The following is a 23,851-nucleotide window of genomic DNA, read 5'->3' on the forward strand; positions in this document are numbered from 1 at the left end:
GAAGCTGGCTTTTGCTCCAGTTCTCGAAGAGTTGGCCAGCAACGTGGCAACTTCATGTCCATTCAACCGAACACTTGATGGGACTAGCAAATAATCGGTGTCGCATGCCGATCAAAACGCTTCGACCTGTTGAAAAAATAGTGCATGACAAAGGACGTTATTGTGCGCTATTGTGGAAGCTGGTCAAAACTCACCGGAGCGTAATAGATGATCAGCCAAGTGTGTGAATTGGCTGCTGGGAATGGCAAACAAGCATTCGGATAGGCATTGAAGCAAGCAGTTAACAAAACAAATGCTCGCTACGGCGAACAAACGCAGTTCGCGAATCTGGCACCAGCGACTGTCACGAAATGTGATAGCCCTCTCCCCGTTCTTATCGAGAATTCCGGTTCAGCCGCACAGTTCGCGTGGGAGGAATTCATTTACGGCAAGATTCGCAATCCTCACACGCGAGCAGCCTACGAGAGAGCGATTCGACAGTTCTTGAGTCACTGTCATGCTTTGGACAAACAGCTTCCCACAGTTTCACCACGAGACGTCGGTAGCTATCTGGATCAGCGGGACTATGCACCGGCAACCAAGAAACTGCACCTGTCGGCTATTCGTCACTTCTTCGATACGCTTGTCACACGGCACGTCGTCGTGTTGAATCCCGCCCACTCAGTGCGCAGTGAACGGCTTCAGGTTGTTGAAGGAAAAACGCCGGAGATTACCGTTCCACAGGCTCGCAGGCTCATGTGGTCACTTAACAAGACACACGTAGTCGAGCTACGGGATCGCGCAATAATCGCCATCATGATTTACACTGCGGCTCGCGTCGGAGCCGTTGCGTCGCTTCGACGCGGCGACTTTTACGACCTTGGCGACCAGTATTGCCTGAGGTTCGCCGAGAAAGGTGGCAAGTCACAAGAGATTCCGGTTCGCCACGACTTGCAGAAATTCATCTTCGACTACCTCACGGAAGGTGGAATGGAATACGCTGACAAGTCCAAGCCTTTGTTTCGTACGACAATCCGAAAGACCAAGAAGCTCACACAGAACGCCATGACCGCAGGCGACATGGCTCGGATGGTGAAGCGGAGGCTTCGTAAAGCGTCCCTCCCCGCTAGACTCTCGCCACATTCGTTCCGAGTTGCAACCATTACTGACTTGCTCAGCCAGGGCGTCCCGCTCGAAGTTGTTCAAAACCTCGCGGGGCACGCCGATCCTCGAACAACGAGACTGTACGATCGGCGGCAACACAAAGTGACTCGCAACATCGTTGAACGCATCTCAATTTGAGGGAGATCCTGTCTTCTTGGTTGGTCTTCAGCCCGATTCTCGTTGTAACCATCGGGTGATCCCTGGTCCAATTTCAACTGCCGATTCCATATTCTCTCGCCTTAGGTTTTTGTGGCCGCCAAAGCGAGCGCTCGGTCGTCGTCGCATAAGGTATTGCAGACCAGAACAATTTTGCCTTGGCCTTCATGAATGACTTTTCCTGCCTCAGGCCCTAAGCCACGAAGTCCTTGTTCAATACGTTTTTCGATTGACTGCCGAAATGATTTCAAGAGGTCGTCCCAATAGTAACAAGGGCGGCGCGCCCACCAAACAAGTCTGCGAAGTTCAGACGTAACCTGATGTAGAACGCCGCCCTTGAGGGGTCACGGCTGCGTCTTGTTTTATGGGGGAGTCACGGAGCTTGCTGCGTCGCCTACTTGTTCAACTTGGCAAGGTACTTCTCAGGATCAGCGAGCAATTTGTCTTTGCATCCATCGCAGCAAATCCACACCGACTGGCCGTTGACATCGACCTTCTCCGGGGCTCCCATGACGCCGAGCATTTCGCCGCTGACCGGACAAAAGTGTTGCTTCATCGCGGATTTGCGATCCTCTTCAGGCAGGTTGGCGAGTGCATCCATCATCTTGTCCATGTCGGACTTGGCCGCAGGGATTTCCTCGGCACCCTGCGGTGCGCTGTGGGCTAAGTGATCATGACCATCCATGTCGTGTCCGTCGTGATCCATATTGTTGTGATCCATCTCGGCCGCCGCCGGGGCCGTCGCTTCACCGTCCGTTTCAGTTACGTCGGAGGGATTGCAACCAACCAAGCCGAAGAAGAGAATCGCCATCGCGGCGGTCGGAAGGGTCCATTTGACAAAAGGCATTGTGTCAGGCTCCAGGCATGGAAATGAATGATTCGGATTTCTCGATCGGTTGCTTGGATGCTCGCAACCACTGCGTTCTTCACGAGATTTGCTGAAATTTTGAAAACAGCCTGAGCCATCAAGACGTTTCTCGCAAAATCGAGGTAAATCGCGAAGAAACCGGCACGACATCGCATCAAAGATTTGTCAGATAACCCGTGCCCGAGCGTTTTGCACCGCGTTGGGCCTGCGCCCCATTTTTTTGGCGCTGGATGTGCGCAGCCCAAGGCAAGTGATAATGAACTGCACCGAAATCCGAGAACTGCTCTCGCCCTACTACGACGGCGAACTGCCGAGCGACACACTCGTGACCGTTGCTAAGCACGCAAGAGGATGTGCTTCCTGCGCCGAAGCGTTGGCTGGATACGGGAGATTGAGTAAGTCGTTCTCGGCAGCTCCGGTCGGGGCTGTTTCCGAGAATGTCTGGGCGAAGATCGTCGACGAGTTGGATCGGCCCAGTGAGATACGAGAGAAGTCGAAAGTCCTGGCGCCTTCCGCTACTGCGGAGACTGGGCGGTTTCGGCTGAGTCGGGCGACCTTTCAGCGGCTGGCCATTGCAGCCTCGATGCTAATCGTTTTCGGATTGAGCGTCTGGCTTCGCCGTCAGGATTCCATGACCGACATGCACGATGGCCATGCAGCAGAATTCGTAGCGACGATGGATCACTACCTGGAGATTCTGCCAGAGAATCCAGACCAAGCGGAGCAGTTCTTGCTGGATAAGTACGACGGTAAGGTGGTTGCGCTAGAGCAGGCCATTCGCTTGGTGGGCTATCGTCCGAAGGTCGCCGATGGACTCCCCGAGGGATATACATTGGCGTCGACCAGCGTGTTGAAGATGCCTTGCTGCACATGTGTGAAAGCGGTTTGTAAGCGAACAGACGGGTCAACGCTCGTTCTGTTTGAGCATGAGGACAAGAAAGCAGATTGGTTTGGTACTCGTCCCACAAGCATGGCGATGTGCGGCGATGAAAATTGCTGTCTCGTTGATTTAGGTTCAAGTATCGCGGCAACTTGGCAAGCGGGTACTCGAAGCGTGACGGCTGTGGGAGCGCGAGATCAAACCGAGGTCGCGTCATTGGTAAATTGGTTCAAGAAAACTTAGTGGAGGAGTGAGGAGTTGGGAGTGACGTAGATAGTCCTGTCTCCCAACTCCCCACTCCCCACCACTCCCAGCTCCCAGCTCCCAACTCCCAACTCCCAACTCCCAACTCCAACTGGGAAACAACGGTATGAAAGACTTTTTCAAACGACTCTTCACACAAGCTTGGTTTCTACAAGCGATTGCGTTTCTGGCAATTGGCTTTACAGCGGCTTGGTGGCTGCGTGGACCAAGTGGGGCTCCGCAATCGTTGCCAGCGACCGATGTGTCGAGCACCGATGCCGACAAAGCGACGATATGGACGTGCAGCATGCACCCGCAGATCAGGCGTGATGGTCCCGGTGATTGTCCGATCTGTGGTATGGATTTGGTGCCGGTCAAAAAATCCTCCGGAGGTATCCGCACCGTTTCGATCAGCGCGAATGTTCAGAAGCTAATGAACGTGCAAACGGTGCCCGTCGGAAGGAAATATGTGACTGCAGATGTCCGCATGGTCGGGAAGATTGACTATGACGAAACGCGTCTCGCGTATATCACCGCATGGGTATCAGGTCGTCTGGATCGTCTCTACGTCGACTTTACCGGGGTCGAGGTCAAGAAGGGCGACCACATGGTCTACATCTATAGCGAGGAGCTTTATACCGCACAGCAGGAACTGATCGCGGCACTTGAATCCAATGCCAGTCGCCCGTCCTCGCGGTTCGTCAAGCCGATCGACCTAGCAGAGTCGGCGAGAGAGAAATTGCGTTTATTGGGGATCACCGAAGAACAGATTCAGGAAATCGAACAGCGTGGCAAGCCCAATGAGCACATCACGATCTATTCTCCGGTCGGCGGCATTGTCATCGAAAAACTGCGGCAGGAAGGCGACCGCGTTCGCACAGGCGATCGCATCTATACCGTTGCTGACCTAAGCCAATTATGGGTGCAGATGGATGCCTATGAATCAGACCTCGCTTGGCTCCGATACGGCCAAGAAGTCGAATTCACGACGGAAGCCTACCCCGGTGAGGTTTTCAAAGGACGTGTGGCGTTCATTGACCCAGTTCTGAACAAAGACACGCGGACCGTGAAAGTGCGTGTGAACGTCTCGAACGAAGATGGTCGTCTAAAACCAGAGATGTTTGTTCGTGCAGTGGTTCGGTCGAAGATCGCATCGGGCGGGCGTGTTTTAGACGCTTCGTTGGCCGGGAAATGGATCAGTCCAATGCACCCCGAGATTGTCAAAAATGAGCCGGGCGATTGTGACGTTTGCGGAATGCCATTAGTTCGTGCGGAATCGCTTGGCTACGTCACAGCGGAACCAAGCGATGCGGCGAAGCCGTTAGTGATTCCCGTATCCGCCGCGTTGCTGACGGGAACGAGAGCCATCGTTTACGTACAAATCCCCAATGCCGAAGTGCCGACTTACGAAGGACGTGAAATTGTGCTCGGCCCGCGAGCTGGTGACTACTACCTCGTCAAAACGGGGCTCGAAGAAGGCGAATTGGTTGTGACTAACGGCAACTTCAAACTCGACAGCGCACTGCAAATATCGGCCAAGCCATCGATGATGACGCCCGATGGCGGAGGTGGGGGAGGAGCTCACAATCACGGTGGTGATGCGATGCCGAAGGGGAAGGACGCTGAAATGACGGACCATTCAGCAATGTCACTTCCGCCGCAGGTGAAAGCACAAATGGTGGCTCTTCTTGATTCGGTGCAAGCAATCGAGAAGGCGATTGAAGAAGCTGAACCGCAAAAGATTCGCGAGGCGTTCGCGTCGCTGGGACAGCAGGTTGCGGCGGTCAACGGAATAGCGTTGATGGGGGACATGGCGGCGCAGTGGGAAGAGTTTGCGATGTTGCTACGAAATGACTCGGTTGAAGGCGAGAGCATCAAGTCGTTGCGGGATGCCGACCGTGTGTACCTGGTCACAAAAGATCACGCGAAGCGATTCCAGACGATGTTTGGGGTTCCTCATCCAAAGCATGAAATGCCAGTCGAAACGCTCGACGTGCCGGTGGCGTTCCGCCAGCAACTTGATCGACTCTTATCGCCCTACTTGGCGATCGGCGAAGGGCTCGCGTCGGATGACTTGGGTGCTGCCACGACTGGCGTCGATCAGTTGCATCGAGCAATGAACTCGATCGACAGTAGGAGCATTGACGCCGCAGTCGGTAAGCGATGGCAGGCGGAGCAGAAGAGCTTGTCCTCAATCACGGGGCGACTATCGAGAGCCAATGATTTGACTTCCATGCGTTCGGCGTTTGCATTGCTTTCTGACGAAATGCTGACGATCCAGCGGACGTTCAGTTTCCAGAGTGCAAATCAATTGTTCGAGTTGCACTGTCCAATGGCGTTCGATGGACGCGGGGCGACATGGCTTCAAACCAGTGACGCCGTGCGCAATCCTTACTATGGCGGGTCGATGCTCAAGTGTGCTGATCGAGTAGAAAAGTTGGTAGTGGAGGAGGTGGGAGGTGGGGGTAGAGCGGAACCTCATCAGCACTAACCGTTCCCAACTTTTCAACTCCCAACTCCTCCACTCCAAGCTCCCAACTAAAAATGCCAGCTAACGACGACATCGCCGACGACATCAAACAAGGTCGTAAAACGATCCTTGGTGGAATCATCTGGTTCTGCATTCACAACAAGCTCGTCGTCGCCTTGCTCGTGCTGGCCATCGTCGGTTGGGGAGTGATGACCGCTCCATTTGACTGGAAGGTCGGCGACCTGCCACGAAACCCCGTTCCAGTCGATGCGATTCCGGACATTGGCGAGAATCAGCAAATTGTCTTCACCGAGTGGATGGGGCGAAGTCCGCAAGATATCGAAGATCAGATCGGGTATCCGCTGACTGTTGCGTTGTTGGGGCTGCCTGAAGTCAAAACGATTCGCAGCTATTCGATTTTTGGCTTCTCGACGATCTATATCATCTTCAACGAAGAAGCAGAGTTCTATTGGTCGCGGTCGCGGGTGCTGGAAAAGCTAAACAGTCTTCCCGCGGGAACTCTGCCCGAAGGTGTGCAACCGGCACTCGGGCCAGACGCGACGGCTCTCGGCCAAATCATGTGGTACACGCTTGAGGGCCTCGATCCCGATGGCAATCCGACTGGCGGATGGGACCCCCACGAATTGCGCACTTACCAGGACTGGTATGTGCGCTACGCGATCACCGCCGCTGAGGGTGTCAGCGAAGTTGCTTCGATCGGCGGATTCGTCCAGGAATATCAGATCGACGTTGATCCGGATGCGATGCGAGCTGCTGGCGTCAGTCTGACAGACGTCTACATGGCCGCGAGGATGTCCAATGTGGATGTTGGGGCGCGCACGATTGAGCTGAACAAGGCCGAATATATTGTTCGTGGGCTTGGCTTCATCGAGGGCGTGGAAGATATCGAGAAGGCGGTCGTCAAAGTTTCCGACAACGTTCCGATCACAGTGAAAGACATTGGCAGTGTGCGTTTGGGGCCTGCGCTGCGCCGTGGGGCCTTGGACAAGGCGGGATCAGAGGCCGTCGGAGCGGTGGTGACCGTTCGCTACGGGTACAACCCGCTGCAGGCAATCAAAAACGTCAAGAAGAAGATCGCGGAGGTTTCGGTTGGTCTGCCAACCAAAGTCGTGATCGACTATTCGCAAACCACTGCCGAGCAGGTAGAAGCATACGCCGCCGCGAATGAACTTCCAGCCATCGAAGGTATCGAACCTGTTCACGATCCTTGGGTCGCACACCTCAAGAACATGCCACGCGAGCAGTGGCCAAGCTGGATCACCACCAGCCAAATCGGCATCGTCCCCTTCTACGATCGCACAGGGGTCATTTACGAAACTCTCGGTACCCTCAACACAGCACTCACCGAAGAAATCCTGGTCACGATCATTGTGATCATCGTGATGGTCTTGCACCTTCGCAGCTCCATTCTGATCAGTGCGTTGTTGCCGATCGCGGTTTTGATGTGCTTCATTGCGATGAAGACGTTTGGTGTTGACGCAAATATCGTTGCGCTCTCAGGCATCGCAATTGCCATCGGAACGATGGTCGATATGGGGATCATCTTGTGTGAAAATATATTAAAACACCTGGATGAGGCCGACCCCAATGAGGATCGTGCCAACGTCATCTTCCGAGCCGCCAACGAAGTCGCGAGCGCGGTGCTGACGGCGGTATCAACGACCGTCATCAGTTTCTTGCCGGTGTTTACTATGGTTGCAGCTGAAGGAAAGCTCTTCCGCCCCCTGGCGTTCACAAAAACGTTCGCTCTCGCTGCATCTGTGATCGTTGCCTTGACGATCATTCCACCTGCCGCACATGTGCTGATGGGTGGGCGTGTCAACTCGGGCGTTCTGCGACGTTTCATGAACATCGCATTGATCGGCGCGGGTGTCTTGATCGCGGTTCTCATTTCGTGGTGGGCCGGAGCGATTATCGCTGGTCTCGGGCTATACAAACTTCTTGAAGATCGAATTCCGTCGAAGTTCCAAAAGTCCGGTCCCATGATCGCCAACGCCTTGGCTGTCATCGTCGTCACCTACATTTTGGCCGAACATTGGCTGCCTCTTGGTCCCGAAAAGGGATTGATCCGCAATCTGCTATTTGTTGGGATTCTGATTGGTGGACTGCTTGGCTTCTTTACCCTGTTCCAACGCTACCTCTATGAGCCAATCCTTCGTTGGTGCTTGGGGCACAAATTGCTTTTCCTCTCGATGCCGTTAACGGTCCTGATAATCGGTGCCTGTTCGTGGTTGGGATTTGATAAAGTCTTCTCGTTCATTCCAAAGGCGACCTCTATTGTCGGTGTTTCCGAATCGACCGTGCGGGAATCAAAACCTTGGGTCGCCGCCAGTTCCGCTTTCCCAGGACTGGGCAAGGAGTTCATGCCGCCGTTGGACGAAGGTTCCTTCCTGTACATGCCGACAACGATGCCGCACGCGTCGATTGGCGAAGCAATGGATGTGTTGCAGTTGCAGAACAAGTTCCTGATCTCAATTCCTGAAGTGGAGTCGGTTGTCGGGAAAATCGGTCGTGCCGAAAGCCCACTCGATCCAGCTCCCATTTCGATGATCGAAACCTTTATCACGTACAAGTCAGAGTATAAAACCGATCAAAACGGAAACCGACTGAAGTTCCGCTACGACGAGGAGGCGGACGACTTCGCACGGGATGAAGACGGAGAATTGATTCCTGAGCCGCACGGGAGACCCTTTCGGCAATGGCGAGAAGAAATCAAATCGCCCAATGACATTTGGGAAAAGATCACCGAAGCCGCCGATATTCCCGGGACCACGTCCGCGCCGAAGCTGCAACCGATTGCTGCCAGAATCGTGATGTTGCAAAGCGGCATGCGTGCTCCGATGGGGATGAAGATCAAAGGCCCCGATTTGGAAACGATTGAAAAGGTCGCCCTTCAGATCGAGGGCTATTTGAAACAGGTTCCCACGGTGGAGGCCCCGGCAGTCATTGCCGACCGAATCGTCGGGAAACCCTATCTGGAGATCGACATTGATCGGGATGCCATCAAGCGATACGGCTTGCAGATTCGCGATGTGCAAGACGTCGTCGAAGTAGCGATCGGCGGAAAGCGAATCACAACGACCGTCGAGGGCCGTGAACGCTATCCAGTTCGCGTTCGCTATTTTCGCGAGCTTCGCGATGAGGCTGAATCACTCGGTCGAATTCTTGTTCCAACTCCGATGGGGCCGCAGATTCCCATCGAGCAACTTGCGGAGATAAAGTACATTCGCGGGCCGCAGGTCATTAAGAGTGAGGACACATTCCTGGTTGGGTACGTGCTATTCGACATGAAGCCTGGCAACGCAGAGGTCGATGTGGTCGAAGATGCACAGGCATTTTTGCAGGAGAAGATTGACAGTGGCGAGCTAGTGTTGCCCGCCGGGGTCAGCTACACGTTCGCGGGCAACTACGAAAATCAAATCCGGTCGCAGAAGACGCTGATGATTGTCCTTCCCCTGGCCCTAGGTTTGATTTTCTTGATTCTGTACATGCAGTTCAAATCGGTCATCACAACTTCGCTAGTCTTCAGTGGGATCATGATCGCGTGGGCGGGTGGATTCTTGATGTTGTGGCTCTATGGAACCGATTGGTTTCTCGATTTCAGTTTCCTCGGTACGAACATGCGAGAGTTATTTCAGGTTCATACGATCAACTTGAGCGTGGCAGTGTGGGTTGGCTTCCTCGCACTGTTTGGAATCGCAACCGATGACGGGGTGGTGATTGCAACTTATCTGGACGAAAGCTTCCGAAAAGACAAAATCACCGACGCCCAGCACGCTCGCGAAGCCACCGTGACGGCTGGCATGCGGCGTTGCCGCCCCTGCTTAATGACGACTGCAACGACACTACTGGCGTTGATCCCAGTGTTGACGTCCACAGGTCGCGGCAGCGACATCATGGTCCCCATGGCAATCCCCAGCTTCGGCGGCATGACGATCGCGATCATGACAATGCTAGTCGTACCGGTGCTCTATTGTGCCGTCATGGAATGGAAACTGAAGCTTGGCATCAAGGACGAGAAGTTCGCTGAAGATGCTTAGCCGAAATCTGATGTGGAAAGCGAAAGCGAGCACAGTGTGCCACCCTTCTTGCTTTCGGTCGCCCGCTTTACCTCTCCTGTTGATTGACTCGCTCTGGAAGTCTACCGGCACGTCATAGCGTGGTTGGCATGGAAGGGCACGATCATGTTTTCGACTGGTTTCAGCGCATCAAAGAAAAATAGGTCCATCCTTCGTTTTCGTGTCTTTCTTGACTATTCAGTGAAGGCATCGCCGATGCATTGCATCCAATACATAGGACGGTGATTTGGGATGCAGGGACTCTCAACATTCGTCGTAGTTCTGTGCTCGTCAGCACTTTGCAAGCCTAACATGGGAGGACGATGCCGATGGGAGATACGTTCACAAGAATGAAACTCAAGATTGGGGTGATGGGCGGGGCCGGTGATGGAATTCTTGATGCTGACCTGGAGCGGGCCGGACAACTCGGCGAAGCGATCGCCGACGCTAAATGCATCGTGATCACCGGTGCTTGTCCCGGACTGCCGCTTGCTGCTGCGAAAGGTGCTTGTCGCCGCGGCGGCACCGTGATCGGCATTTCGCCTGCCCTTAGCCTAGATGAACATGCGTACCACTACGGTTCGCCAACGCTGGCGCATGACGTGCTGATTTTCACCGGTAGTGGGCTAATGGGAAGAGAGGTCGTCAATATTCGCAGTAGTGACATGATCGTGATCGTGGGTGGCAGCAGTGGGACGCTTGGCGAGTTGGCGATTGCCTATGACGAAGGCAAGTTGATCGGAGTGCTAACTGGCAGCGGTGGCATCAGCGATATGGTCGAAACGATCTTGGAAACATGCAACAAAGAGACCGGTGCACGGGTTCTATACAACGACGATCCTGTGCAGCTCGTCAACAATTTGCTCGATGTCTATCGAAAGGAGCACTTCCGCCACCCTTCTGTTTTCTGTCGGGGAAACGACGATGAGCCAATGCTGAACGAGGTAGAGGGCAAGCGCGATATTGTCTGCGGTATGACCGTTCCGGCTGGCAAAGCAGCAGCAAGACGAAAACGGAAATCTGCTGAGTTCGTGTTTTGTTCGTTGCGTTGTGCCGAGAAGTTTGACGAGCAGCCGTCGCATTATCTGGAGTCTACCACGACATGATTCCTGATCTTGTCAGACATACTGAAGTGCTGGGAATTGTCGGCGATATTTTGAAGGTGCGCGCTTCGGGGGTTGGCTTCGGTGACTTGGCCGTCGTTGAAAACTGGGATCAACGCCGATCGTTGGGACAGGTCATCGAGTTGGAACGCGATGTGGTTTCATTGCAGGTGTTTTCCGGAGGCAAGGGACTTTCGACAAGGGCGAAGGTCCGGTTCTTGGGCCATCCAACCCAGGTCACCTACTCGCCAAACATTCTGGGCCGCGTCTTTCGTGGTTCGGGAGTTCCGTTGGATAGCGGGCCTGACTTGTCCAATGACCCCTCGATTCCAATCGGAGGTCCGTCGGTCAATCCCAAAATGCGAATCGTGCCGCAAAACATGATTCACACGATGGTTCCCATGATTGATGTTTTCAACTGTCTCGTTGAGAGCCAGAAGCTTCCGATCTTCTCGGTCGCAGGCGAACCGTACAACCAACTGCTGGCTCGGATCGGAATTCAAGCGGATGCGGACATCGTTGTGTTTGGCGGATTGGGATTGATCTTTGACGACTATCACTTCTTTCACTCGACGTTCGAGAATGAAGGAATACTCGGTCGCACCGTCATGTTTGTGAATCAGGCATCGGACCCGATTGTGGAACGGTTATTGGTGCCCGACATGGCGTTGAAAGTCGCTGAACGGTTTGCTGTCGAAGAGGGCAAACGCGTCTTGGTGCTGCTGACCGACATGACAGCCTATGCCGACGCATTGAAGGAGATTGGTATCGCGATGGAGCGAGTCCCATCGAATCGCGGTTACATGGGTGACCTTTACACACAACTCGCTCAGCGCTACGAGCGAGCTTGCGACTACAAGGGCGCTGGCTCCGTCACCATCCTGACCGTCACGACGATGCCAGGTAACGATGTCACGCATCCGGTACCCGACAACACGGGCTACATCACTGAGGGCCAATTATATCTGCACAACGGCGTCATCGACCCGTTCGGCTCACTCTCGCGGCTGAAACAACAAGTCATTGGAAAGGTCACTCGCGAAGACCATTCGCAAATCATGAACACGATGATTCGCTTTTACGCCGGGGCGAAGGAAGCGGCAAAAAAGCAAGCGATGGCGTTCGACTTGTCGGCGTTTGATGAAAAGCTGCTGAAGTTCGGCAACCTGTTTGCGCAGCGGTTCATGGATATTCACGTCGCGATGCCGCTGAACGACGCGCTTGACTTGAGTTGGCAGACGCTGGCCGAATGCTTCGAGGCTGAAGAGTTGCTGATGAAGGAAGCGTTGGTCCAAAAGTATTTCCACAAATCGGAGGTGTGAGCGATGTCCCTTGCCCTGAACAAGACGTCGCTCAAACAGCAACGCGATCAACTCGCGATGTATCAGCGATTCTTGCCGTCATTGGACTTGAAACGGCAACAATTGCTCGCCGATCTACAACATTCCAAGAACAAGCTCAAAAGCACAGAGCGGGAGATTTCCGACTTACTCGATTCACAAGCGGGATTGTTTTCGCTGTTGGGAGCCAGCGATCAGAATCTAACCGATCTTGTTCGTATCGAAGCAATGGTCGTCGATGAAGAGAACGTTCTTGGTGTGCGGCTACCGATGTTGGGTGAAATACAGTTCTGCGTCAAAGAGTATTCGATGCTGGCCAAGCCTTTTTGGGTCGATTTCGTCGTTGAGTTATTGCAAAACGTGGCGACTCTTCACGCTCGCCGTGACATCGAACGGAAACGTATGTCTCGGCTCAGCAACGCAGTGCGTCGAATCACGCAGCGAGTCAACCTTTTCGAGAAAGTGCTGATTCCACAGGCAGAGAATGACATTCAACGCATCAAGATTCATCTCGCCGATACCGAGCGAGCCGCCGTCGTTCGTTCCAAAATCGCCAAGGCGAAACAGAGTCGCGACAAACCCATGATGAGGGCGATGTAGATGGCAATCGTCCCCGTCGCCAAAGTAACTCTGTATGGCACCGCTGACCAGAAACACACCGTGCTCGATGGCCTACAAGCGTTGGGTTGTCTTCATCTGCTTGATTTGAACGACAGCCACAACGACCAGCCGCAACGGCAACCGTCTTCCTCGGACGCCGCGCAAGCTTTGAAGTACCTGCGAGCTTGCCCTATCCACCGTCGTGTGATGAAGGACGACACGGCTTTCCAGTTGGATGACGTGGTCGGTCGCGTCTTGTCCGTCCGGCAGCAGCGAGAGCAATTGCAAACTGAACGAGATGAGTTGAAGCACGCGATAGTGTCACTGGTTCCTTGGGGTGATTTTGAGCTTCCACCCGAAGGCGAGCTTGGCGGACTACGCCTGTGGTTCTACGTGATCCCGCACTATCGGTTGGGTGCGTTGGCAACGTTGAGTGCCACATGGCACGTCGTCAGCAAAGATCAACGTTTCGCGTACGTTATTGTCTTAGGCGAAGAGGAGCCGAGCGAAATGCCGGTGCCACGTTCGCACTTGGATGATCGACCGCTGGGCCAGTTGAAGGATCGTCTGGAAGCGGTTGAATTCGAGCTGGAGGAACTGCATTGGGAGCGGGTTCGACTGACTCGGTGGATACACCTGCTATCGCGATCATTGACACTTGCTGACGATCGAGTCGCACGCGAGCAAGCTGCCGGGCGAGCCTTCGATGATCCCTCACTATTCGCCATTCAAGGCTGGGCTCCTCAGTCTCAACGCGAACAAATTGCAGCCTTCGCGAAAGCCCACTCGCTAGGACTGACCGTTGAACTTCCAACATCGGATGATTCACCGCCCACGTTGTTGTCAAATCGTGGGCTTGCCGCAGGCGGTGAAAGCGCGGTCACGTTCTACACCACGCCCGCCTACGGTGCGTATGACCCGTCGGGCATTGTTTTTCTCTCGTTCAGCGTTTTCTTCGCGATGATCATGGCCGACGCTGGGTACGCGCTGGTGTTAGCAGTCGGTCTGCTGCTGTTCTGGCGACGCTTGGGCAGGTCGGAAAACATGCGGCGGATGCGAACATTGTTCGTCGCCACTGCGATTGCGTCCGTTGCTTATGGCATCGTAATTGGCAGCTACTTTGGCTTTTCACCGCCCGCCAGCTCGTTGCTCGGCAGACTGCATGTCATCGACGCCACGAACGCGACCTTGATGATGCAGATTTCGATCGCGATTGGTGTCGCCCATCTAGTGATCGCCAATCTTGCTCTGGCTTGGACTCGTCGATGGTCGTCAACGATGCTGGCGTCACTGGGTTGGGTCGCGGGGTTGCTCGGAGGCTTCGCATTGGGGTTGGGCAATAGCGGAACGCAACCTGTGCAATTGCTGATTCACTTTGGAAGCTGGGGCCTCGGGGCGGGACTTGTTTGCGTGCTGTTGTTTAGCAGCGAACGACCATGGATGACGTTCAGTCTCAAAGAACACGCAAAGCGATTGATTGACGGTGTTGTCTCGCTCACGGGCTTCACTCGCGCTTTCGGTGACGTGCTGAGTTACCTGCGGCTGTTCGCGCTCGGATTGGCCAGTGCGCAACTGGCGGGGACGTTCAACGATCTTACATACAAGGCGAGCTGTTGCGTCGGCATTGGAAGTCTGTTGGCGGTGGTCGCTGTTGTTTTCGGGCATGGACTGAACTTCGTCTTGGCAATCATGAGCGGCGTCGTCCATGGATTGCGTCTGAACTGCATCGAGTTCTTCGGCTGGAGTCTTCCGGGTGAGGGATACGCATTTGAACCATTCAACAAGAAGGCAATATAGACATGGAGAGTTTCATTCTTTTACTGGGTTGGGCCGGAGTCTTTTTGCCTACCGCCTTTGGAGCAATCGGCAGCATCATCGGCTGCGGACGCGCCGGGCAGGCAGCCTCGGGAGCGTTGCTGGATGTCGAAAGCGGCTATGGGCGGCTGGTTGGTTCCTCCGCCTTACCCTCGTCGCAGACCATTTATGGGATCGTTGTGACAATGCAGTTCAACCGCGCTGTTTCCTTGGACTCCGCGCCGGGATTGTTCTCCATCGGCCTGCTAGTCGGGCTGGCCCTGCTGTTCAGTGCCATCGTTCAGGGTTCCTGTTGCGCAGCGGCGATCAATACGACGAAGTCGAAGCCCGAAGTCTTTGGACTCGCGATCGCACCGGCTGCGATCGTGGAGGGATTCGCGGTCTTTGCGTTCATCTTCGCTCTGATCGTCGGCGGAAGCATTCCCGGTGGCACGGCAGGCTAAGGAGATAGCGACATGACAAAGCCAAAGGAATCATCCGGAGTCGAAGAACTGATCGGTCGTTTGCGCGAGCAGGGTGTCGAAGAAGGCAAGGCTCAGGCTGATGCGCTCATGGAGCAAACTCGCCTCAAGGCGGAGCGGCACCTTGACGAGGCAAAACGAGAAGCAGATGGGCTGCTACAAAGGGCACGCGAAAACGCCGAAAAATCGAAGCGAGCTGGCGAGGAAGCCGTGCAGTTGGCGGTGCGGGATGCGATCCTCAGCCTCAAGTCGGAAATGGTGGACCAGTTTTCCGATCGAGTTCGACGTCTGGCGAGCCGAGAGTTGAATGATGGAGTTTTTTTGAAGCAGCTAATCTTGGAAATCGGCGGGAGGTCAGCTCCAACTCGCGATCAATCCGCCAAGCTGCTCCTCCCGAAGGATGCCATCGGACTGGAGCAACTGCGCAGCGATCCAGAAGAAGTCAAAGAAGGCAACCTCAGCCACTTCGTCGCCTCGATCACAAAGGAAATGCTTCGTGACGGCTTGGAACTCGGAACCCGAGAAGACACGTCCGCTGGCATCCGTATCCAATTGCTCGACGAAAATGTCGAGATTGAATTGACCGATGAGGCTATTGCGGAATTGCTGCTACGGCACTTAGTCCCACGATTTCGCGCGATCATGGAGGGAATTATCCAGTGACCGCAGCCACCAATTACCACTGGTTCATTTCCAGCCTGCCGCATATGCCCCGCTCGTTTGATGTTGAGCATGTGCCGATTTCCGGGATTCGTCTGCAAGAGAGACTGAGGATGTTGGGCGACGACGACAAGGTCATTGTCGAACAAGTTCAACGCTTTCTGTTGTGGGATCGACAGCAGCCGGAACGCACAGACGAAGATGTGCAAATGGAATACGACCGTCTGATGTCTTCCGTTTCCAATCCGCTTGTCCGCGATATCATCACTTATCGCATGGATGTGCGCACGATTACGTCCGCATTGCGTAGACGGCGTCTTGGGCTTGAGCCACCAACCGCTGTTGGCCAGTATGTGGACCATATTCGAGAGCACTGGATTCATTCCGATTTCCGTTTGCAGCGAGAGCATCCCTGGATTTCCGGCGTCCGTGAGGCGTTGGACGCAAGCAAGCCGTTGTCGGTAGAACGCCAACTATTGAATGCGACGTGGGATCGCTGGGTGAAACTTTCAGACGGATTTTATTTCTCGTTCGAGACGATTCTGTTGTATCTAGCTCGCTGGGAGATTGTCGATCGTTGGACCCGGCTGGATGAATCGGCTGGGCGACAGAAGTTTGAAAATCTGTTGGCTCAAACAATGGCTTCGGGCGGAGGCATCAAATGACGTCGGAGTTGAAAACAGGTGCTAGCGTAACGGCCGTCAACGGCAATATCGTTTCGATCGAAGTGCCCGATGGGCACATCGTCAAGAACGAAGTCGCCTATGTTTGTCTCGGCGACAAACGCTTAAAATCCGAAGTACTCAGAGTCTACGGAAACGAAGCGGATTTGCAGGTGTTCGAGGACACCGAAGGCGTGAAGGTTGGTGATGCCGTCGAGTTGACGCACCAATTGCTATCCGCATCGCTCGGGCCAGGTTTGCTGGGCTGCGTTTTTGACGGCTTGCAGAATCCGTTGGAAACACTTGCCAATCGGCACGGATTCTTCCTACAACGTGGCCACTACGCCGACTCGCTCGACCGTTCACACAAATGGTCCTTTGTGCCGCTGCGCCGCACCGGTGAGCGACTTCGCGCTGGTGACAACTTAGGCACCGTTCAGGAACGCGGCGTCGCACACAAGATCATGGTACCCTTTAACTTGAGCGGTCAAGCGGAACTGACGTGGATTCAGGGAGGAAGCTTCACCATTGACGAACCCATTGCCCGCGTTCGTGACGCGCAGGGTGAGCGTCCGTTGACGATGCGCCAAGAGTGGCCGGTCCGCATTCCATTGCCAGCAGACCTCTTGCAGCTGAAATTGGTCCAGCGAATGTACCCGTCCGAACCGCTGGTCACCACCATTCGGACCATTGACACTTTCTACCCCATCGCTCGTGGGGGAACGGCTTGCATTCCGGGTCCGTTCGGAGCGGGCAAAACCGTGTTGCAAACCTTGATTGCACGCTATTCCGCTGTTGACGTTGTGATCGTTGTCGCGTGCGGCGAACGGGCGGGTGAAGTCGTCGATACGATCAACGAGTTCTCACAGGCACAAGACCCACGAGGTGGCGGTTCGCTGATGGATCGAACCGTCATTATTTGCAATACATCCTCGATGCCCGTTGCAGCGCGTGAAGCCTCGATCTACACCGGTATCACGCTTGGTGAATACTACCGACAAATGGGCCTCGACGTGCTGCTGTTGGCCGATTCCACATCGCGTTGGGCGCAGGCGATGCGAGAGACGTCTGGACGCTTGGAAGAAATCCCCGGCGAAGAAGCCTTCCCGGCCTATCTCGACTCAGCCATCAAAGGTGTCTACGAACGAGCGGGAGTAATCACCGCGCGAGACGGGTCGCTCGGTAGTCTCACAATGATCGGCACAGTCTCTCCCGCCGGTGGAAACTTTGAGGAACCTGTCACACAATCCACCCTTGGTACTGTGAAAACATTTCTGGGCCTTTCCTATGATCGAGCCTACAAGCGCTTCTATCCTGCGATCGACCCACTGTTGTCTTGGTCGAGGTACCGGGAACAGCTCCAGGAGCACTTGGACCGCGCGCTCGACGCTGACTGGACTGCCGGCACCGAGAGATTGCTCGAACTACTTCGCCAAGCCGACGCAATTTATCAGATGATGCAAGTGACGGGTGAAGAAGGCATTTCGCTCCAAGACTTTGTAACTCTACAAAAAGCAAATTTCCTCGACACCGTCTATCTTCAACAAGATGCCTTCGACCCTGTCGATGTGGCGACCCCGATGGATCGGCAACAGACGATGCTAGGCCTGGTGAAGGACGTTACGCAACGAGAGTTTTTGTTCAGCGACAAGGACGAAGCTCGCGATTTCTTCGTGCGAATCACGAACGCTTTTCTCAACTTGAACTACTCGGCGACCGGATCATCCGACTACGAGAAGTTCTTGTCTAGCATTCAGTCAATGCTGTCGGATCGCGCAAGCGACGCATGACAGACAGTTACGCTCGTTTGCTTGTGGGTTGCGCTTTATGAACGTAAATGAGGTCATTTACGAAAGTGCTGCGACGAGCTTTGCCAGTTCATTGGTATTCCTTACGCCAACCACGGTCATCACGCGGGAGCCTACCTGCCATGAGGCGGCGAGTTGACTCTCAACCTGAGTGATCCGACACCTTGTGCCCTCGCATTCAATATGAATGCTCGGCTTGCCAGCAAACCACTCGTCCATCTGCGATTTGTGCTCGAACACCGCAAGATGCGAGCCATCCTCGCGATGCCAAACGGCTTGGACGCATTTGCAGCAGGGCATGGCCAGGACCACCAGCTTGTCACAAGTGAATTCAGCGGGTGGCGGTTCAACGTTACGTGGCCGATAGCCGACCAATTGCACCGCTTCGTCTGGCGAAACGACCCGACCGGAATACTGCTCAGCTAAGTGTTCCTGGGCAATCTCGGGGCTTGTTCCAAGAAGGTCCACGTACGATTGAAGCGGCTCATGATGCCTTTCCGGAGTGAGCACCACCCAAGACAGTCCAAACGCAATCAGTACCAGTACCGCAGTTGCAAGGATGCCCCATCGAAATCGGTGCTTCAGGTCAGGGTGACCGTTCGACAGCGTGGGGTGGGTAGGATTCTCAGACGCTCCGTCCAGCTCCGCCGTAATTCGTTTCCTCAGCATCTCGCGCGGAATCTCGGGTGCCGACAACTTTCGGATGGCCTCCGAAAGCTCCGCAAAGAACGCGAGGTACTGCAAGCAATCCGCACAGTCTTTGATGTGACTTTCGACCTCGATTCGCTGATCAGCGGGAAGTTCTCCATCGAAGTAGTGGGACAACAGATTGTTCGTTTGTTGGCAATCCATGTGACTGCTCCGCGAAGGATTCGATTGAAGAGTCCAATTGCTTGGTTTATCTGTTTGGATGGTTTTTGCGGTTGAAACCTTCACACGAACGACGAGTTTTGAGCGAAACGAATGATCCGAGAATTCGTCGGAATTCCGTGAAGAACTCCGCCTGTGGGAGCATCCAAATTTGCGAAAGACGGATGACGGCGGAAACGTTCCGCCGAGACGTCTTGGTTCCCAATCCCTGACGACTAGAGGTGGAAGTCATGTTTTTGAAATCAGTAGCAGCCGGTGTTTTGGCTCTTGGACTTTTTGGTACCGCCGCGTTGAGTGTGCCTGCATCCGATTCGGCACCCGGTGCCATGGTGCAAGCCAATTCGATCGAACCGATCGAGTTGGTTGGAAACACGTGCTGTGCAAAGCGTGCGTACTGCTGCACGGTCAAGCGTAGTTGCTGCGGTAGTTCGGCAATGGCCCAAAGCGACGATCAGTAGCAGCGATGAACTTTGTCAAATCGCCAGAAGAAACCTGGACGCTTCTGGCGAATTTCCGCTTCCGATAACACCTTGACTCTCGCGGTTTTCTATCGTCACTGAGTTACCCGCAAATTCAGCTTCCCTCGATGCCCCGGAGGTTCGCATGAACGTTGTTTCTACAAAGCAGCGATGCTCATCCCCAACGGGTCGCTCGGTGGAACAAGTTGATCGAACGGTCGGCGTGGAAAAATGCGACGACACGGATGCAGGACTGCCATTCGACGACGCTGAAGAGCGATCGCCGACCAGGCTAACAGTGCTTCCGGTCATTCAACCCTGCGGATGTCGTGTTGTCGCGGGCGTGCAGAGCCGATGGGCGAGAAGCGGGTACGCCGCGCTGCGAGACATTTCTTGCCGATGTGATGATGGTGTTTTGGTCATCGACGGCAGCGTGCCAAGCTTCTTTGTCAAGCAGATGGCGCAAGAGCTAGCACGGACGGTCGACGGAGTTCAGCGAGTACAGAATCGACTGATCGTGAAAGACGTTGGAAGTGAAAAACAGTAGTCTACGGAATGACGGACGACAAAGCCGATGATCAGTAACGAAACGAATCCGCCAGTGCCAACCGTCGCCTATTTCTCAATGGAGGTTGCACTCGATCCGGAAATGCCGACCTATAGTGGCGGATTGGGGGTTCTTGCTGGGGACACGTTGCGGGCGGCAGCCGATATGAGCGTGCCAATGATTGCGGTTACGTTGCTGCATCGACAGGGCTACTTGTCGCAAACACTTGACGCCGAAGGCTGGCAGCACGAACAACCGGTTGATTGGAATATCGAAGAGCATTGTCGGGAACTGCCCCAGCGGGCAGAGGTAGAAATCGAGGGACGAACGGTCCACGTCCGAGCTTGGCAGTATGACGTGGTCGGGTGCGAAGGGAACCGTCTTCCGGTTTTGCTTTTGGACACCGACTTAGATGAAAACGCTGACACTGATCGAGCATTGACGCAGCAACTCTACGGCGGCGATAGTCGACATCGCTTGAGCCAGGAAGTCGTGCTGGGAATTGGTGGAGTTCGTATTCTGCGATCGCTTCGCGTTGACTCGCTCATTCAATTCCATATGAATGAGGGCCATGCCGGACTTCTCGGGCTCGAGTTACTTGATGAGCGAGCGAAGTCTCTGGGTCGCGAGATGTTCAATTCCGAAGATGTGCAGGCCGTTCGGAAGCAGTGTGTCTTCACAACACACACACCCGTGCCCGCCGGTCATGATCGTTTTGGTTTCGATCTCGTCGAACAAGTGCTGGGCCGATCCGATCTATTCGACATGCACGAAGTGTTCTGCTGTGCGGGCGAGCTGAACATGACGTACTTGGCCTTGAACCTGAGTCACTACGTCAACGGAGTGGCAAAGAAGCACGGGGAAGTGTCGCGTCACATGCTAGTGCCCAAAGACACGAACCATCATTACGCCATCGACCACATCACCAACGGCGTTCACGTTGCGACGTGGGCGTCCCCCTCCTTCTCCGAATTGTTTGATCGTTTTCTCCCAGGATGGCGTGAGGACAATGCCAGTTTGCGCGGCGCGCTGGCGATACCGCCCAACGAAGTCTGGCAGGCTCACCGAGCCGCAAAGCTGCGGTTGATCGACGAGATCAACTCGACTGAAAACGTCTTGTTTGATCCGCTGACGTTTACGATTGGATTCGCAAGACGCGCGACGGCCTATAAGCGAGCGAACCTTTTGATCAGTGATCCAGGGCGACTCCAACGCATCGCTGAAAAGCATGGGCCAATCCAGATCGTCTTCGCTGGCAAGGCGCACCCGCACGATGTCGAGGGAAAGCGTCTGATTCAACAGATCGTGCGAGCCAAGAGTCACCTGCACCCCGCAGTCAAACTCGTCTATTTGGAAAACTACGACTGGGAACTTGCTCGACTGATCGTTGCTGGCGTTGACGTCTGGCTGAACACTCCACAGCCGCCGCTGGAGGCATCGGGTACCAGCGGGATGAAAGCGGCGATCAACGGAGTGCCAAGCCTGAGCATTTTGGATGGATGGTGGATTGAAGGTTGTGTCGAAGGCACCACTGGCTGGGCGTTCGGAAATGCCACGTCAACGAATCCTGCGGATGTCGACCGCTTCAAGGAGGACGCAGATGCCCTGTACGACAAATTGGAACAAGTGATCGTCCCCCTGTATTACACAAAGCCCGACCAATGGCTGCGAATCATGTCGCACGCAATTGCACTGAACGGGTCCTATTTCAACACTCAGCGGATGGTGCAGCAGTACGTGGTGAAGGCTTACTATGAAACCTAAATGACGAATGAAGGAATTCGGAGGGATGTGCATCTAAAAGGCAATCAATCACCTTCACTTAGTATTTCAGGAGTTACTGATGTCGAAAGCCAAAAGAGACAGCAGCGAAACCGAGTTTACCTGCCACGCTCCCGATGCCAAAGCAGTATTCCTGGCGGGCACTTTCAATGATTGGAAAGCCGATGCAACGCCAATGGCTAAAGCCGACGCCGGAAAATGGACGGCGAAGCTGGACCTTCCGGCTGGCCGATACGAATTCAAATTTGTGGTTGATGGCGATTGGGTCTGTGAAGCGAATTATCACGCCGAAGGCGAATGCCCGCAGTGTGTCCCAAACGACATGGGCACGATGAATCGCGTCTGCGAAGTGCAATAATTTTGGAGCCAGTCATGAGTCAAGAAACAACCGTCACTGAGGTTTTGCCGCGCGTAGAATCGTTTCAACGGATTTTCCACCCCACCGATTTCTCGGGCGGGGCGGAGCCGGCGTTCATTCATGCTCTGAAGCTGGCCGTCAACGCCAACGCATTGCTTGAGATTCTTCATGTGGACCGACATCCTGAATCGGTCGATTGGGAAGACTTCCCCCAAGTACGCCAAACTTTAGCGCAATGGGGATTGCTTCCGGATTGGGCATTGCCCGAAGACGTAGGGCGTCTGGGGATCGGCGTTCACAAACATCTCGTGGGCGGCAACGCTCCCGTGGACGCAATCCTGGACCACATGGATCGGTACGAACCGGATCTGGTGGTGCTGGCGACGCATCACCGTGATGGCCTTGATCGCTGGTTGCATCAAGACATCGCGAAACGCGTCGCCCGAATTTCGCACCGAGCTTGCCTGTTCGTTCCGCATGAAATTCCGGGCTTTGTGCGGCGGCAAGATGGCGAAGTCGCTTTGAAAAAAGTCATGATTCCGGTTGCCAAACAGCCTGACGCCCAGTCGGCAATATCCTGGGCTTGGGAGCTGACGCGAATTCTAAAGTGCGAATCCGTTGAAGCGACTTTGGTTCATGTGGGAAACGACAATGCTGTTTTTGACTCGTTGTCGTTTCCGAATTTGGAGGATTGGACGTGGGAGGTCGTGGTGGCGACCGGCGACCCCAGCGCCGAGATTCTCAAAATTGCTGAGCGACATAACACCGACTTGATCGTCATGACGACAGGAGGGCGTCACGGCTTTCTTGACGTGCTTCGAGGAAGTACGTCCGAGCAAGTCACTCGCCATGCGGCTTGCCCGATTCTTTCCGTCCCCACTGGTCAATCACCCTATTCCACATTGGAGTTCTAAAATGTGTCGAAAATGCGAATCACACACTCCGTCACAACCGACGCGTGTGAAGACCTGGATGTTGGCGGTCTTGGTCTTTGGAGTTATTGCTGTCTTTGCAGTTTCGGCTGCGATATCTCAGGAAAACTCACAGAACGAACAATCGCACAATGAACACGTGGCCAGCGATGTCGACGTTCGCTACTTCCAGAAAAAGCTAGAACTGGCAAAACACGATCTGCAAACCGCGTTGGCGGCCAATCGGCGAATTCCCAACGTGAACTCAAAGCTGTCGCTGCTGCGGCTAGAAAACCAAGTTGCCTACGCGACGAAGTTGGTTGAGCAGGCTGGGAAACGTACGGATCATGACCTGCACAAGAGTCATCTGCAATCGGTCAAGAATGACGTGATTCTCGCGGAGGAGCAACTTGCATGGGCGAAGAAGGCATCTGGTTATCTTCGTGAAGACCAGATAAAGCGAATGGAGCTGGCCGCCCAGCTCGCACGATTGGCTCTGGAGCGAGCCGAGCAGCCAGAAATCACCGCCGATCCGACGCGACACCTGCAGTGGCAGATCGACCGGTTGCGTTCGGAACTGCTGAGCCTGCAGGTCGAGTTTGAACGCACGCGATCAGGGCACTAGAACCGGGTAGCT

19 protein-coding genes are annotated in these 23,851 nt (G+C 54.5%); 17 read left to right on the top strand and 2 right to left on the bottom strand.

What is annotated here, in order from left to right:
• Positions 1-267: 267 nt before the first annotated feature.
• On the top strand, positions 268-1,281 hold the full coding sequence (locus TBK1r_RS12740; RefSeq protein WP_145210918.1) for a tyrosine-type recombinase/integrase: 1,014 nt from the start codon (positions 268-270) through the stop codon (positions 1,279-1,281).
• A 412-nt stretch (positions 1,282-1,693) separates the two neighbouring features.
• Here the strand turns inward: TBK1r_RS12740 and TBK1r_RS12745 are convergent, their stop codons facing one another.
• Positions 1,694-2,146: a hypothetical protein gene (locus tag TBK1r_RS12745; RefSeq protein ID WP_145210922.1), complete on the bottom strand. Its 453-nt coding sequence runs from the start codon at positions 2,144-2,146 to the stop codon at positions 1,694-1,696.
• Positions 2,147-2,423: 277 nt separating this feature from the next.
• Here TBK1r_RS12745 and TBK1r_RS12750 point away from each other — a divergent pair, with 277 nt between their 5' ends.
• The 11 genes from TBK1r_RS12750 to TBK1r_RS12805 all read left to right on the top strand — a co-directional run bounded on the left by TBK1r_RS12750 (position 2,424) and on the right by TBK1r_RS12805 (position 18,270).
• Positions 2,424-3,290 carry an anti-sigma factor family protein gene (locus tag TBK1r_RS12750; RefSeq protein WP_145210925.1) on the top strand — a complete coding sequence of 289 codons (867 nt, stop codon included), beginning with the start codon at positions 2,424-2,426 and terminating at the stop codon, positions 3,288-3,290.
• 127 nt (positions 3,291-3,417) lie between these two features.
• Positions 3,418-5,781: a heavy metal-binding domain-containing protein gene (locus TBK1r_RS12755; protein ID WP_145210929.1), complete on the top strand. Its 2,364-nt coding sequence runs from the start codon at positions 3,418-3,420 to the stop codon at positions 5,779-5,781.
• A 53-nt stretch (positions 5,782-5,834) separates the two neighbouring features.
• Positions 5,835-9,821 (top strand): efflux RND transporter permease subunit, encoded by a 3,987-nt coding sequence (locus TBK1r_RS12760; RefSeq protein WP_145210932.1) that lies wholly within the window; start codon positions 5,835-5,837, stop codon positions 9,819-9,821.
• A 368-nt stretch (positions 9,822-10,189) separates the two neighbouring features.
• Positions 10,190-10,945: an SLOG cluster 4 domain-containing protein gene (locus TBK1r_RS12770; RefSeq protein ID WP_145210935.1), complete on the top strand. Its 756-nt coding sequence runs from the start codon at positions 10,190-10,192 to the stop codon at positions 10,943-10,945.
• A complete protein-coding gene (locus TBK1r_RS12775) occupies positions 10,942-12,264 on the top strand; it encodes a V-type ATP synthase subunit B (RefSeq protein ID WP_145210939.1) in 1,323 nt (440 codons plus the stop codon). Before TBK1r_RS12770 ends, TBK1r_RS12775 begins: the two co-directional genes overlap by 4 nt.
• Before the next feature lie 3 nt (positions 12,265-12,267).
• Complete coding sequence (locus TBK1r_RS12780; protein WP_145210942.1) at positions 12,268-12,882, top strand: V-type ATP synthase subunit D; 615 nt, start codon at positions 12,268-12,270, stop codon at positions 12,880-12,882.
• On the top strand, positions 12,883-14,679 hold the full coding sequence (locus tag TBK1r_RS12785; RefSeq protein ID WP_145210945.1) for a V-type ATP synthase subunit I: 1,797 nt from the start codon (positions 12,883-12,885) through the stop codon (positions 14,677-14,679). It begins immediately after the preceding gene.
• 2 nt (positions 14,680-14,681) lie between these two features.
• Positions 14,682-15,140 (top strand): ATP synthase subunit C, encoded by a 459-nt coding sequence (locus tag TBK1r_RS12790; RefSeq protein WP_145210948.1) that lies wholly within the window; start codon positions 14,682-14,684, stop codon positions 15,138-15,140.
• Positions 15,141-15,200: 60 nt separating this feature from the next.
• A complete protein-coding gene (locus tag TBK1r_RS12795; RefSeq protein WP_145210951.1) occupies positions 15,201-15,821 on the top strand; it encodes a hypothetical protein in 621 nt (206 codons plus the stop codon).
• The gene (locus TBK1r_RS12800) at positions 15,818-16,483 is read left to right on the top strand and encodes a DUF2764 family protein (protein WP_419581285.1); all 666 of its coding nucleotides are present in this window, start codon (positions 15,818-15,820) and stop codon (positions 16,481-16,483) included. Before TBK1r_RS12795 ends, TBK1r_RS12800 begins: the two co-directional genes overlap by 4 nt.
• Positions 16,480-18,270: a V-type ATP synthase subunit A gene (locus TBK1r_RS12805; RefSeq protein WP_145210954.1), complete on the top strand. Its 1,791-nt coding sequence runs from the start codon at positions 16,480-16,482 to the stop codon at positions 18,268-18,270. The genes TBK1r_RS12800 and TBK1r_RS12805 overlap by 4 nt, the downstream gene beginning before the upstream one ends.
• Positions 18,271-18,327: 57 nt before the next feature.
• On the opposite strand, the gene TBK1r_RS12810 is transcribed toward TBK1r_RS12805, so the two are convergent.
• On the bottom strand, positions 18,328-19,113 hold the full coding sequence (locus tag TBK1r_RS12810; protein WP_419581286.1) for an anti-sigma factor family protein: 786 nt from the start codon (positions 19,111-19,113) through the stop codon (positions 18,328-18,330).
• Positions 19,114-19,761: 648 nt separating this feature from the next.
• On the opposite strand from TBK1r_RS12810, the gene TBK1r_RS12815 reads away from it, so the two are divergent.
• The 5 genes from TBK1r_RS12815 to TBK1r_RS12835 all read left to right on the top strand — a co-directional run bounded on the left by TBK1r_RS12815 (position 19,762) and on the right by TBK1r_RS12835 (position 23,839).
• Positions 19,762-20,163, top strand: a complete 402-nt coding sequence (locus tag TBK1r_RS12815; protein WP_145210959.1) for a BON domain-containing protein — start codon at positions 19,762-19,764, stop codon at positions 20,161-20,163.
• A gap of 27 nt (positions 20,164-20,190) precedes the next feature.
• Entirely contained in the window at positions 20,191-21,927 is a 1,737-nt protein-coding gene (gene glgP / locus TBK1r_RS12820; RefSeq protein ID WP_145210962.1) for an alpha-glucan family phosphorylase, read from the top strand.
• Positions 21,928-22,006: 79 nt separating this feature from the next.
• Positions 22,007-22,303 carry a glycogen-binding domain-containing protein gene (locus TBK1r_RS12825; protein WP_145210967.1) on the top strand — a complete coding sequence of 99 codons (297 nt, stop codon included), beginning with the start codon at positions 22,007-22,009 and terminating at the stop codon, positions 22,301-22,303.
• Between the two features lie 14 nt (positions 22,304-22,317).
• Positions 22,318-23,217 (top strand): universal stress protein, encoded by a 900-nt coding sequence (locus tag TBK1r_RS12830; protein WP_145210970.1) that lies wholly within the window; start codon positions 22,318-22,320, stop codon positions 23,215-23,217.
• A gap of 1 nt (position 23,218) precedes the next feature.
• The gene (locus TBK1r_RS12835; RefSeq protein ID WP_419581287.1) at positions 23,219-23,839 is read left to right on the top strand and encodes a hypothetical protein; all 621 of its coding nucleotides are present in this window, start codon (positions 23,219-23,221) and stop codon (positions 23,837-23,839) included.
• Positions 23,840-23,851: the final 12 nt, after the last annotated feature.

Origin of the sequence: Stieleria magnilauensis, assembly GCA_007753675.1 — a bacterium.
GTDB classification, from domain to species: Bacteria; Planctomycetota; Planctomycetia; order Pirellulales; family Pirellulaceae; genus Stieleria; species Stieleria magnilauensis.

What these genes read in the sequence shown, in the direction of transcription:
- TBK1r_RS12745 (WP_145210922.1), bottom strand. Translation starts at nt 2,146, where the DNA reads ATGCCTTTTGTCAAATGGACCCTTCCGACCGCCGCGATGGCGATTCTC.
- TBK1r_RS12750 (WP_145210925.1), top strand. Translation starts at nt 2,424, where the DNA reads ATGAACTGCACCGAAATCCGAGAACTGCTCTCGCCCTACTACGACGGC.
- TBK1r_RS12755 (WP_145210929.1), top strand. Translation starts at nt 3,418, where the DNA reads ATGAAAGACTTTTTCAAACGACTCTTCACACAAGCTTGGTTTCTACAA.
- TBK1r_RS12760 (WP_145210932.1), top strand. Translation starts at nt 5,835, where the DNA reads ATGCCAGCTAACGACGACATCGCCGACGACATCAAACAAGGTCGTAAA.
- TBK1r_RS12770 (WP_145210935.1), top strand. Translation starts at nt 10,190, where the DNA reads ATGAAACTCAAGATTGGGGTGATGGGCGGGGCCGGTGATGGAATTCTT.
- TBK1r_RS12775 (WP_145210939.1), top strand. Translation starts at nt 10,942, where the DNA reads ATGATTCCTGATCTTGTCAGACATACTGAAGTGCTGGGAATTGTCGGC.
- TBK1r_RS12780 (WP_145210942.1), top strand. Translation starts at nt 12,268, where the DNA reads ATGTCCCTTGCCCTGAACAAGACGTCGCTCAAACAGCAACGCGATCAA.
- TBK1r_RS12785 (WP_145210945.1), top strand. Translation starts at nt 12,883, where the DNA reads ATGGCAATCGTCCCCGTCGCCAAAGTAACTCTGTATGGCACCGCTGAC.
- TBK1r_RS12790 (WP_145210948.1), top strand. Translation starts at nt 14,682, where the DNA reads ATGGAGAGTTTCATTCTTTTACTGGGTTGGGCCGGAGTCTTTTTGCCT.
- TBK1r_RS12805 (WP_145210954.1), top strand. Translation starts at nt 16,480, where the DNA reads ATGACGTCGGAGTTGAAAACAGGTGCTAGCGTAACGGCCGTCAACGGC.
- TBK1r_RS12815 (WP_145210959.1), top strand. Translation starts at nt 19,762, where the DNA reads ATGAACGTTGTTTCTACAAAGCAGCGATGCTCATCCCCAACGGGTCGC.
- glgP (WP_145210962.1), top strand. Translation starts at nt 20,191, where the DNA reads ATGATCAGTAACGAAACGAATCCGCCAGTGCCAACCGTCGCCTATTTC.
- TBK1r_RS12825 (WP_145210967.1), top strand. Translation starts at nt 22,007, where the DNA reads ATGTCGAAAGCCAAAAGAGACAGCAGCGAAACCGAGTTTACCTGCCAC.
- TBK1r_RS12830 (WP_145210970.1), top strand. Translation starts at nt 22,318, where the DNA reads ATGAGTCAAGAAACAACCGTCACTGAGGTTTTGCCGCGCGTAGAATCG.
- TBK1r_RS12835 (WP_419581287.1), top strand. Translation starts at nt 23,219, where the DNA reads ATGTGTCGAAAATGCGAATCACACACTCCGTCACAACCGACGCGTGTG.